The organism is Ruegeria sp. G2, assembly GCF_056533505.1.
This window is the reverse complement of record NZ_JBQFON010000009.1, coordinates 168,981-181,155: the sequence shown is the minus strand read 5'-3', so window position 1 is coordinate 181,155 and position 12,175 is coordinate 168,981. Positions and strand designations below refer to the sequence as shown.

At 57.3% G+C, this 12,175-nt stretch carries 10 protein-coding genes; 3 read left to right on the top strand and 7 right to left on the bottom strand.

Annotation, left to right across the window (positions count from 1 at the left end; all coding sequences use genetic code 11):
- Positions 1-169: 169 nt before the first annotated feature.
- From ACR0DU_RS16775 to ACR0DU_RS16765, 3 genes are read left to right on the top strand one after another with little or no spacing between them, the layout of a single operon-like run.
- Complete coding sequence (locus tag ACR0DU_RS16775; RefSeq protein WP_170477375.1) at positions 170-877, top strand: DUF484 family protein; 708 nt, start codon at positions 170-172, stop codon at positions 875-877.
- Entirely contained in the window at positions 874-1,794 is a 921-nt protein-coding gene (locus ACR0DU_RS16770) for a tyrosine recombinase XerC (protein WP_480876090.1), read from the top strand. The genes ACR0DU_RS16775 and ACR0DU_RS16770 overlap by 4 nt, the downstream gene beginning before the upstream one ends.
- 54 nt (positions 1,795-1,848) lie before the next feature.
- The gene (locus tag ACR0DU_RS16765; protein WP_170477379.1) at positions 1,849-2,562 is read left to right on the top strand and encodes a CDP-alcohol phosphatidyltransferase family protein; all 714 of its coding nucleotides are present in this window, start codon (positions 1,849-1,851) and stop codon (positions 2,560-2,562) included.
- On the opposite strand, the gene ACR0DU_RS16760 is transcribed toward ACR0DU_RS16765, so the two are convergent.
- The 7 genes from ACR0DU_RS16760 to ACR0DU_RS16730 form a co-directional block, all read right to left on the bottom strand.
- Complete coding sequence (locus tag ACR0DU_RS16760; RefSeq protein WP_480716855.1) at positions 2,547-3,014, bottom strand: hypothetical protein; 468 nt, start codon at positions 3,012-3,014, stop codon at positions 2,547-2,549. The two genes, ACR0DU_RS16765 and ACR0DU_RS16760, sit on opposite strands and share 16 nt — an antisense overlap.
- A gap of 76 nt (positions 3,015-3,090) precedes the next feature.
- Positions 3,091-3,549: a methylated-DNA--[protein]-cysteine S-methyltransferase gene (locus ACR0DU_RS16755; RefSeq protein WP_480716856.1), complete on the bottom strand. Its 459-nt coding sequence runs from the start codon at positions 3,547-3,549 to the stop codon at positions 3,091-3,093.
- 135 nt (positions 3,550-3,684) lie between these two features.
- Positions 3,685-6,603 carry an isoleucine--tRNA ligase gene (gene ileS / locus ACR0DU_RS16750; RefSeq protein ID WP_480876088.1) on the bottom strand — a complete coding sequence of 973 codons (2,919 nt, stop codon included), beginning with the start codon at positions 6,601-6,603 and terminating at the stop codon, positions 3,685-3,687.
- Between the two features lie 179 nt (positions 6,604-6,782).
- The gene (locus tag ACR0DU_RS16745) at positions 6,783-9,476 is read right to left on the bottom strand and encodes a DUF2339 domain-containing protein (protein WP_480876087.1); all 2,694 of its coding nucleotides are present in this window, start codon (positions 9,474-9,476) and stop codon (positions 6,783-6,785) included.
- Between the two features lie 101 nt (positions 9,477-9,577).
- Positions 9,578-10,057 (bottom strand): DUF2269 family protein, encoded by a 480-nt coding sequence (locus ACR0DU_RS16740; protein WP_480716859.1) that lies wholly within the window; start codon positions 10,055-10,057, stop codon positions 9,578-9,580.
- Positions 10,057-11,394 (bottom strand): SDR family oxidoreductase, encoded by a 1,338-nt coding sequence (locus ACR0DU_RS16735; protein ID WP_480876086.1) that lies wholly within the window; start codon positions 11,392-11,394, stop codon positions 10,057-10,059. Before ACR0DU_RS16735 ends, ACR0DU_RS16740 begins: the two co-directional genes overlap by 1 nt.
- 59 nt (positions 11,395-11,453) lie before the next feature.
- Entirely contained in the window at positions 11,454-12,164 is a 711-nt protein-coding gene (locus ACR0DU_RS16730; RefSeq protein ID WP_010438103.1) for a VIT1/CCC1 transporter family protein, read from the bottom strand.
- Positions 12,165-12,175 lie beyond the last annotated feature (11 nt).

Genomic DNA, 12,175 nt, shown 5'->3' with positions numbered 1-12,175 from the left:
GGCACCGCGCCCGGCCAAACGGCCAAAGCTGAATTTCAATCAGCGCATGGCTGGCGGGAGCTCCCGCCACAGCAGCGACGAAATTCGCCTTTCGCGTGCATTTTTCCCAAGGCAAATCCGTCAACCCGTGTTATAAGCCCGCCAAAACAAAAAAACGACCGGACGGGACATGAGCAGCGATCCTAAACTCAAGGACAATCTCCGCGCCGCGATTCTGGCTGAGCCTGACGCAGTGCTGGATGACAAAGACCTGATGCAAGCCCTCGTGGCGGCAAATGAACAAGCCCGCGGTGACAATGTCGTTGATCTGCGCGGCATCGCTATGCAACGCCTTGAGGCACGGCTCGATCGGCTTGAAGATACCCATCGCTCAGTCATCGCAGCAGCTTACGAGAATCTGGCAGGCACAAATCAAGTGCATCGTGCCATTCTCCGGCTTCTCGAACCCACAGTATTCGAAGATTTCTTGCGCGCGCTTGGCAATGACGTGGCCGAGATCCTGCGCGTCGATCACATCACGTTGGTTCTTGAAACGACTATCGTGCGCGACGATCCTGTAGTGAACCAGCTTGGCGGCGTTCTGACCGTGGTCGAGCCCGGATTTATCGACAGTTACCTGACCTCGGACCGCAATGGCCAACCGCGCGAAGTTACGCTGCGCGAAATTCGCTATCCCAACCCTCAAGTCTACGGTGAACAGGCCGATCAACTGCAATCCGAAGCCTGCCTCAAACTTGATCTCGGCGCGGGACGCTTGCCCGGCATGATTGTCATGGGTGCCAACGACCCACGGCATTTCTCACCTCAGCTTGGCACAGATCTTCTTGCCTTCTTTGCCGGTGTCTTTGAACGCTCGATGCGCCACTGGTTGTCATGAGCCTGATCTCCCCAGCCTGCCGCGATGCTTTGCAGCATTGGCTGGACAGTCTGGGGGCGCTCGCTGGGCGATCAGAGAATACGCTCGAGGCCTATCGCGGTGACGTGACCGAATTCCTGTCCTTCATGACCCTGCATCACAGCGAGCGCCAAGGGCTGGCAGCACTTGAACGTATTACCGTCTCGGATATGCGGGCCTGGATGGCGGATCAGCGCAATTCAGACGTCGGCGCGCGATCTCTGGCGCGCAAACTGTCTGCGGTCAAGAACTTCTATCGTTGGCTGGCTGAGCGCGAAGGGTTCGAGCCGACCGCTGTCCTGTCCACACGCGCGCCTAAATTTACTAAGAAATTGCCGCGCCCTCTGGCCGAAGACGCAGCCCGCGCCATGATCGAAACTGTCGAGTTGCAATCATCTTCCGATTGGGTTGCCGCCCGGGATGTCGCAGTCGTAACACTCCTATACGGTTGTGGGCTTCGCATTTCCGAGGCACTTTCTCTGACCGGATCGGATGCGCCCCTGCCGGATACTCTGCGCATTTCAGGGAAAGGCGGCAAAGAACGAATCGTTCCGGTTCTTCCGGCCGCTCGGGCTGCGGTGGATCGCTATCTTCATCTGTGCCCTCACCCGCAATCCCCCGAGAGGGCGTTGTTTCGTGGCGTAAGGGGCGGCCCGCTCAACCCCGGAATCATTCAATCCGTGGTTGCCAAGGCGCGGATGCAGCTTGGCCTGCCCGCCACTGCTACCCCACACGCAATGCGTCACAGCTTTGCCACCCATTTACTGTCAGCAGGTGGTGACCTGCGCGCGATTCAGGAGCTTTTGGGACACGCCTCGCTTTCGACCACACAGACCTATACCGCCGTCGATACGGCACGGTTGATGGAAGTCTACAACCGCACGCACCCAAAAGCCTGAAGCAAAGCCCCTTTTTGCTTTGCATCTGCGCCTTGCTTCCGTCATGACACCACCATGACACTTAGATTCAAAGCGCTTTCCGTTCATCTCTTCACCGCCACAGGTGCCGTTTTCGCAATGCTCGCCATGTTGGCCGCAGTCGAAGAGAAATGGAGCCTGATGTATCTCTGGCTGGTTGTCTCGTTCATCGTGGACGGAATCGATGGCCCGCTGGCGAGGCATTATCACGTCAAAAAGAACGCACCAGAGTTTGACGGCGTGTTGCTGGATCTGATCATCGACTATCTGACCTATGTGTTCATTCCCGCTTTCGCCTTGTTTAAGTCAGGACTGATGGATGGTTGGACCGGCTGGTTCGCTATCATCGTTATCACCTTTGCCAGCGCGATGTATTTTGCGGATACGCGCATGAAAACCAAAGACAATTCCTTCTCCGGCTTTCCGGGCTGCTGGAACATGTTCGTCATCGTGATCTTCGCTTTGGAGCCCAACTTCGGGGTCATCCTGCTGCTGGTCACCTTGCTGTCAGTCGCAATGTTCCTGCCGCTGAAATTCATTCACCCGGTCCGAACCGAGCGTTGGCGCACCTTGTCGCTGCCGATGGCCTTTGCGTGGACCTTCTTTGCAGGCTGGGCAGCATGGGTCGACTTTCACCCTGAAAGCTGGGCCCATTGGGGGCTGGTGATCACCAGCCTGTATCTGGTTTCAGCCGGAATAGCGCAGCAGATCATCCCACCGCGCAAAGCCAGGGATTACAAGACTTCCTGAACCTCAAACTCAGTCCCGTTATGGGTGAATACATCACCTTCTTGCAGGCCAACCATAGCCAGATAGATCGGGCTTTGGGTCGAAATGCCCATATAAGTTTTGCCGTCCACGTCAAACCGAGTTGTTGAGACACATACGACGAAGCGGCGATTGTTGAACTTGATCACCGCGCCGGGCTGCACCGTGTCCGTGACGCTGAAATCAGTGTTTTCGATGACGTCAATCTTGGCGTGATGCGCATGAACGGGTGCATCAAAGGCGGCCGCCAGGTCCGCATTCTCGCGCGAGGCAGCAATGTCATCCTTGTCATGCCCTTCCCGGTCATCCAGTTGGGAATCCTTCAGAAAGGCATCATAATGCGCCTGTGCGGTTGCCAGTTCCTGTTCTTCCAAAGACATCAAATGATCAACAATGGCTTTCTTACGTGCGGCGGGATCTGTGTGGCCGGTCATGCAATTCGGTCCTTCAAATTCACTATTTGATATAGGTTGGGGCCGTGTCGCTCTGAATGCAACAGGTAAGTGCGGATCAGATCAACAGGCTGGCTGCACCTTCGTGACGCAGCAGAGCCACTTTGGTCTCTACTCCACCATGCCCTGAAAACCCGACCATCTTGCCATCCGCGCCCAGAACCCGGTGACAGGGAATGATGATCGGGATGGGATTCCCACCGCATCCCCGCCCAACCGCCTGCGCAGAGTATCCAAGCTCGTCGGCCAACTCGCCGTAGGTGCGCGTATCCCCGAACGGGATGGCATACATCGCATCGCACACGCGACGCTGAAATTCTGACCCCTTGATCCGATAGGGCAGATCGAACTGCTGCAAACGCCCTTCGTCATAAGCGCGTAATTGCGCCACCGCCTCTCGCAGAACCAGGGTGACCGGGCCTTCGTCTCGGCCATTCCAAACAAGTCGTGTAATGGCGCCATCGATCTCTTCGACACCAAGGCAACCAAACTGAGTTTCTACGGCGATCATCGGCATAAGAGAACGGTTGCAGATGTTTCGTCACACCTGCAACCCGAATCCTGACGATCCGCCTTTCATCTGGCCAAAACACCTCGGAGCGCAAGGCAGAGTCTCGCATCAGCGAACTCTCCTACGCGCTCCGTTTGGGTGTCAGCTCAGCGCTTCGTTACAGCGCCCGCACACGCCCGGATGGGCATGCAATCCCACATCGGGCAAGATTTTCCAGCACCGCTGGCATTTGTCACCTTGGGCTTTTTCGAACACTACAGCTACGCCCTCGATTTCCAGCACTCGGAACGCCTCGGCCGGGGCCGGATCGCCTGTGACGGCCAGACCAGAAGTGATGCACATGTCATCCACGTCGAAGGTCGCAAGCAGATCGCGGGTTTCCTGATCTTCGACATGCACGATCGGTGCGGCCTCAAGGCTGGATCCGATCACCTTGTCCTGACGTTGAATTTCCAGCGCAGCGGTTACGGCGCGGCGAACGCGGCGGACTTTGGCCATGCTGGCTTCCAGTTCTTCATGGCGCCAATCAGCGGGCGTTTCAGGGAAATCCATTAAATGGACCGAACTATCATCGGCCGGGAACCGTTCCAGCCAGACCTCTTCCATAGTGAAGACCAGAACTGGGGCCAGCCATGTGGTCAGACGGTGGAATAGGATATCCAGCACAGTCCGCGCGGCACGGCGGCGTAGGCTGTCACCGTCGCAATAAAGCGCGTCTTTGCGGACATCGAAATAGAACGATGACAGATCGACAGTGGCAAAGGTGAACACGGCGCTGAACACGCCCTGAAAATCGAACGAGGCGTAACCCTTGCGCACCTGCTCATCGAGATCGGCCAGACGGCTCAGCACCCAGCGCTCCAGACGTGGCATATCCTCTGGCGCGACGCGGGCGGCTTCGGTGAAATCGGCAAGCGAGCCCAGCATGAAGCGCATGGTGTTGCGCAGGCGGCGATAGCTGTCGGCGGTGCCTTTCAGGATTTCCGGCCCGATCCGCTGATCGGCGGTGTAGTCGGTCTGAGCCACCCAGAGACGCAGGATATCGGCGCCGTATTGCTTGACGACCTCTTCCGGCACGATGGTGTTGCCCAGCGATTTTGACATCTTGTTGCCTTTGGCATCCAAGGTGAAACCGTGGGTCACCACATTGCGATAGGGCGCACGGCCCTTGGTGCCACATGCCTGCAGCATCGAAGAATGGAACCAGCCGCGGTGCTGGTCAGTACCTTCCATATAAACGTCGGCAATACCGTCCTCGGTCCCGTCCTCACGATCACGCAGAACGAAGGCGTGGGTCGAGCCCGAATCGAACCATACGTCCAGCACGTCGAACACCTGATCGTACTCGTCCGGGTTGACGATTCCGTCGAGGATCTTTTCTTTGAACCCGTCCGTGTACCAGACATCTGCGCCGTCTTTCTCGAACGCTGCCTTGATACGGGCGTTCAGATCTGCGTTGCGCAACAGGTAATCCGCGTCGGTGGGCAAAGCCCCCTTCTTAGTGAAGCAGGTCAGCGGCACACCCCACGCGCGTTGGCGTGACAGTACCCAGTCCGGGCGCGCCTCGATCATCGAATACAGGCGGTTGCGGCCCGTTTGTGGGGTCCACTTGACCAACTCATCGATAGACCGCAGAGCGCGTTCGCGGATGGTGTCGCCCATCTCTCCCATGCCGTCATCCAGTTTGCGGTCCACGGATGCGAACCACTGCGGCGTGTTGCGGTAGATGATCGGAGCTTTCGAGCGCCACGAATGCGGATAGCTGTGCTTGATCTTGCCACGCGCCAGCAGCCCTCCAACCTCGGCCAACTTGTCGATGACAGCTTTGTTTGCGTCACCCTCACCGCCCTTGCGGGACAGGATGTATTTGCCGCCGAAGAACGGTAGATCAGCGCGGAAAGAGCCATCGTCCATTACGTTATAGGTGATGACCTGTTCCAGCATGCCCAGATCGCGATATAGTTCGAATTCCTCCATACCGTGCGAGGGCGCGCAATGGACAAAACCGGTACCTTCCGTATCGGTCACAAACTCAGCAGCGCGGAAGTCACGGATATCGTCCCATTCGCCGTTGCCGCCTTCAGCCCCGGCCAGCGGGTGGGTTAGCTGGATCTTGGCTAAATCTTCTTGACTGACATCGCACAGACGGCGGTACATCGAGTCATCCAGCCGCGCACGTGCAAATACGTCCGCCGCGCGATCGTCAGCCAGCAGGTAACGCTCACCGATTCGCGCCCAGCACTCTTCGGGGCGACCGATGACTTCGTAGAGGCCGTAGGAGATGTCCTCGCCATAAACCACGGCTTTGTTCGACGGCATGGTCCATGGCGTGGTAGTCCAGATCACCACATAGGCGTTGTCCAACGTCACATCGCCGGTGTTCACGACCTTGAACTTCACCCAGATGGTGAAGCTTTCCTTGTCGTGATACTCAACCTCGGCTTCGGCCAGAGCAGTTTTCTCGATGGGCGACCACATCACGGGTTTCGAGCCCTGATATAAAGTCCCATTCATTAGGAACTTCATGAACTCGTCCGCAATCACGGCTTCGGCGTGATAATCCATGGTGATGTAAGGATCGGGCCAGTTCCCGGTGATGCCCAGACGTTTGAACTCTTCTCGCTGAATGTCGATCCAACCTTCGGCGAACTTGCGGCACTCCTGACGGAAGTCGACGATGTTCACCTCATCCTTGTTCTTGCCCTTTTTGCGGTACTGTTCCTCGATCTTCCATTCGATCGGTAAGCCGTGGCAGTCCCAGCCGGGCACATAACGCGAGTCAAAACCCATCATCTGATGCGACCGCACGATCATGTCCTTGATGGTCTTGTTCAGCGCGTGACCGATATGCAGATGCCCATTCGCATAGGGGGGGCCATCGTGCAGGGTAAAGGGTTTACGGCTCTCTTTCTCGCGCAGGCGATCATAGACACCGATCTTTTCCCAGCGCTCCAGCCATGCAGGCTCGCGCTTGGGCAGGCCAGCTCGCATCGGGAATTCGGTCTTGGGCAGGTTCAGCGTGTCTTTGTAGTCAGGTGATTGGGGTGTGTCGGCGCACATTTGGGGCGTCCTCAGGATGATCTTGTCGTATGTGGATCGAAGCGGTCAGTGCGATATCTCAAGCACCTTTGCCCGGCGTCTCGCGATATCAGAGCGCCGGGGATATAATTCGAATAATGATGGCCAGACGGTCAAACATGGCCGCGCTTATAGGACGCTCGCCCTCAATGGTCCAGAGGTTACGCACTCTGAGGCGAATGGCGCAGCTTGGCCCAGCGATTGAGCCATGCCAGCCCTGCCAGAGCGAGCCCTAACGCAAGCAGAGAAAAGACGCGGATTAGCCCTCCCAATCCGGCGATATCGATCAGAAATACCTTGGCCACCGCCAACCCGATAACAGCCAAGCCAGCCTTGCGCATCAAATCAGAGTGGCGGGCCAGTGATTGATAAAACAACGCCGCTCCGACCACCAACAACGTGATTGTATAAGTATAAAGCTCGGGCTGAGTGACGCCGTTGCCTTCATACATACCACCCGCGCCCTGCCAGACATGCCGGATCGCTAATCCCAGCCAGGCAATTGCCAGAACTGTGGCTGCTCCATAGCTGATCTGTTTCAGCAGAACGGACTGTGTAACGACACGCCAGGCCGAGAAACCAATTGCCAGCGCGGGCAACAAATAGGCAACGGCGAGCGTGTTCAAAACCAGTGGTCCCAGTACCGGGTCCGCAAACGGGTTGAGCAGCGGGTTGGCTTCTGACAACGCCTGACCCAGGCGATACACACCATGCGCACCGAAGAAAGCAGCCAAGGCGTAGCGCAGATAGTTTAACTTACCGCCCAGCTTGAACCGTTGCACCTGTGCGAAAGCCAGCAGCAGCCAGATGACCGCGAGCAATCCCAGCCCCCAGTGGCTGTTGGTGGCACCGCCTTCGCCGAAACTTTCTAGCCAGCGCAGCAACAGCAGCGACAGCAGTATCCCCGCCGTCGCCCAAGCCGCGCTTTCAAGCAGCAATGAAGCAATCGGGCGGTCTAGGGGCTTTAGTAGCGTCCAGCCCGCGATGAACCCGGCAACCGCAGCCGAATAGACCAGCGTCATTTCGAGCAATGGAGCGCTTTCGGCCCAAACAAGCCCCGGGTCCAACACCAGTCGGACTGTGACGGTGAACACGCCTGCCCAGATGAACCAGCTCATCGGAGGCAGTTCAAATCGTCTGTCCAACGCGGCGGCCACAACGATCATGGCGACAAGCGCCACGGTTAAAGCAGCCGAACTGAGCACAATAATGCAGGCAAAGCTGAGACAAGAAAGAGCGGACAGAGTCGCCAAGGCTGGGCGCATCCGGTTTTCACCATCCACCCGCGCGAACCGTTCGGCCAGAACTACCATCATCGCGCCCAAAGAGATGGCATGAAGCGCCCATGGGTAGGCTCCTAATACCTCAGCAGGCTGCCATCCGACCTCAAGCGCGATCGCCAAGGCCGGTGCAAATATCGCCGCCCCTCCGGCCCATACCACGCTATAGCGCCCGGCCTGAGAGGATCGCCAAGCTGCAATCAAAGTGACTAAAGCGCCCAAGGCCACCAATTGCGTGACGCTCCAAGGATAATCTGCCTCGGCTGTTTCCGCATAGGTATCCACAAAGCGAAGCCATACTGCGCCTCCATCCAACCCGTGCACCAAGATAAACCAGATTAGTCCCAGTGCTGGGAATGCGGTCACATCCTGCAATGCGCGCGCATCCTTTGCCCAGAGCATCAGCGCCAATACCAAACCTGCGAACAGCACGACACTCAACCAGAATTCACCGCCTGAATCTGACCAATGCAGCGACAAAATCACTGAGGAAACAAGTACCGCACCAAAGGCAATCCGAGTTGGAAACTCGGGCCATGGTTCTCCTTTCCGGCGTCGGATAATCTCGGTCACCATCGCACCAGAGTGGTTTGGCCAGATACGCCGTATGGGTATCGCAATCGCAATGATCGCCAGTGCCGTGACGCAGGTTAGATACCCCGGCTCGGTCAACGGTGAAGACAGTACCAGCAGAAACGCGGCCCCATAGGCGCCAATTAGGGTCAACACCGAAATCCACGCCCAACGCCTGACTGTATCAATTCCCAGACCCAATACGGCGATTATGGAAAAGTAACCGTAGAGCCAGCTTGGATCATCCGAGGAACCACCCACGGCAAAGGGGGCGGCAAAAGCTCCGATCAGGCCAACAGCCGCCAATAGCGGCCCATGGAACCAACCCAACACGAGCCCGAACAGCGCGATGACAATCAACCCGGCCAATGCTGCCTCGGGCCCAATCAGATCATAAAGCTGGCGTCCAGCCAGAACGCCACCGAACAGGGTAACCAGCCCTGCGCCTGAAAATACCGATGGGAGATAAGCGGTTGAGGCCTCCTCATCATCGCCGAACCGACGGCGGATCACCTCACCCGCGCCGATCAGCAGCAAGCCAAAGACCAGCGCCGCAACAACCCGCGCCGTGGGGGGCAACAACCCGTTTTCGACCCCATACTGAACCAAAAAGATCCCCGCCAACGCCAGTGAAAGCGCCGATACCGCGTAGAACCAGTTCTCGCGCAACCACGCGCCCAGCGCCGCGATTTTTTCTTCACGAAATACGATACTGGCTGGAGGATCTTTGACCTCGAGAGCTTGCGGTGTCTCCGTTAGACCTTCGTCGGTGGTGGTTGAAGCTTTTGCCGCTGCCCAAGGCGCAGGCTTAGATTGCGCGGTCGTGGGTTCTGATCGGGACGTTTTGGGTGCCTCAGCAGTGCTTTCGGGCATTTGCCCTGCAAGTTGCCGCTCAAGCTGTTCTACCCGTTTGCGCAACCGCGATTGGCCAACCAGCAATACGATGATCGAAACAGGAATGGCCAGAACGATCAGGCCAATGAGAACAAGTAAGGATTCCAACCGAAACCTCCGAGATAGGATACATCAAACGTATCGCGGTGATCGGCAGGTTTATAGTAAGGAAATCCACATGATTACCGTATGTTGCTTTGCAAGCCTGCCTAGAACAGCGCCAGGTTGGGGCGCGCCAGCATCAACCAGACGATTGTCAGCACAGCAACAAAGGCCGGAATGCCGCAAGCGAACCAAAGGCGGAACAATCGGAAATATGCAACCGGCAAAGCAGTCCCATCGTGATTGGCCAGTCTTGCATAATCCCGCAGCCTGATTTGTATCCAAACCACAGGCAACCAGAACAGGCCGGTCAGAATATAAAGCAGCACAGACGCCACGATCCAATCCTCTGTCAGAGACCAGCCTAAGCGCCATGCCAACAGTGCGCCCGTCACAGGCTGTAGTACGACCGCGGTTGCGGTGAAAATCATGTCGGCCAACACCACGATACCTGCAGTATGGGCGATAATCCTCGCGTCTGCTGTTCGATGCGCCATCAGCATGAAAAAGGCGATGCCCGCGCCTGTTCCCAACAGAACACACGCTCCGATCACATGCAGCCAGCGCAGAAACAGGTCCGGATCCATTAGCGGCTCTCCAACATGGGTCGAGCAACCAATGACAGCATCAATGCGGGCGCGATTTTGACCAATGGTCCCAGCGGATCTAGCCAAAGCTCTGGTGCCATCAACGTTGCGGCTATCAAATAAAACATGGCGATCGCGGCTTGAGCCAAACAAACGCGGGCCGCCCAAGGGCGCCACAGAATTGCCAGCCCCAGCATTATGTCAATCAATGACCAGAACACTACGCTTGCATTTGCGATGGCGCCTGACCAACCATTCCTCGTAAGGACTTCGGCTGCCTGAGAAAGACCCGTTAGTCCGAACACACCAGATAGAACCCAGAAGAGGCAGAGCACAGCAATAACGACCGGCATCTGCAACGTCATCCGAGCTGTCAGCCTGTGTTCTCTCGCGCAAGCCAGCCCGCCATAAATCTCCTCTAATCCGGCCAGAGAGCGGCCCGTAGCACGGCGATATGGCTCAGGGTCGCCTGTCACCCCTTGCGCCATTACCTTCATCGCCGTACTCCGCAGCGGTGATCGCCACCCAAGGTACCCAAGCAGATCTGCCACAGCCGCGACGACTTTCGTTACCTTTGGTGGCATTGTGATAGTTAAGTGTGCAGGCGAAAAGCCAAGCCAGTGTCGTGTCATTGACAAAACCCGCGACAGCGGTTGCGGCGTATCTTCCACCAGATCGTAGCTACCTGGCGGCAGATCGTCGCGAATGGCTGACAAGACGGCGCACAGGTCTCGCATCCCGACACATTGCACTGGAGTTTCAGGATAGGCGACCGGCTGTACGAAAGGCACTGCCGCCAGCATCCGCAACAGCGCCGTGCCGCCATAATCGCTCTGCCCGATCACCAACCCGGGTTTGAAGCACCACAAAGTCGCGCCACTTGCGCGTAGGGCCGCATCCCCGTCCGCCTTGGTGCGCATGAACTCGGTCGAGGCATCGGTGTTGGCCCCGATTGCCGAGACCTGGACGATTGAAACGCCTTCCTCAGCACAAGCCTGTCCCAACGATGCAATCGCCGTGTAATGCACGGCGCGCAGATCGTCTTGTCCCCCATCCTGCAGAGCCCCAGCGCAATTCACCACAACATCGACACCTGTGAGGAGTGGCCTCCAGTCCCCGGCTGATCTAAAATCTCGCAGGTCGCCCGACACCAGATCAACATCGGGCAAGACACGTCCCGCTGTCTTTCGGCTGCGTATAAGGCCCTTGACCGCGATACCATCCGCATGCAGCGCCCGAACAACAGCCGCGCCAATGAAACCATAGGCGCCCAGCACCAATACTGTTTTTTCTTCGAACTTCACTACCACAGGATGACCCAAACGTGTTTTCGTCACCCTAGCGGATCAAACCCCTGCGACCAGCTTGATTGAGCTGTCTGCGACAACAGCACCGATCAGGGATGGAACAGGGAACCGACCAAGAATGCGATCCCAGCGGCCAGACCACCGATCAGAAGTGTTTCGGCCCCGGATCGCCACCAAGGCGCAAGGGACCAGCGGCTTTTCATGGCTCCGATGGCAAAGAATACACCTGCCGTCATCCAGGCCGAAACGGTAAACGCACCTTCAATCGAGAAAAGGAATGGCAGCAATGGAATCATACCCGCGACTAGAAAAGCAAAGAACGTCGCCATTGCGGCTTTCAGCGGGTGCGGGTCGACGCTGCCTAACCCGTATTCGCCCTCGATCATCAGGTTAATCCAATTGTCGTGGTTTGAGGTGATCTCATCCGTGGCCTCGTCCAACACGCGGCCCGACAGACCTTTTTGCGTAAGGATTTCGCGTACTTCCTTGCGCTCTCCGTCCGGATAAAGCCTGATATGCTGTTCCTCGATGGCGCGGATGCGATGGATGTTGTCGATTTCAGCCTTGGTGCCAGAATAGTTGCCCGCCGCCATCGAGAACCCATCCGCCAGCACATTGGCCAACCCGAGCGCTACGATGACAAATGGCGATAGCCCCGCCCCCGCGACACCGGCGACGATGGCGAACGTGGTGACCGATCCATCGATGCCGCCATAGACCACATCACGCAACACACCACGTCCAGGCGGGGCATTGATCCGTTCGGTAATCTCTTGCTGGCTGTGGCCGTGATCGGTCATGGCTTGCTCCG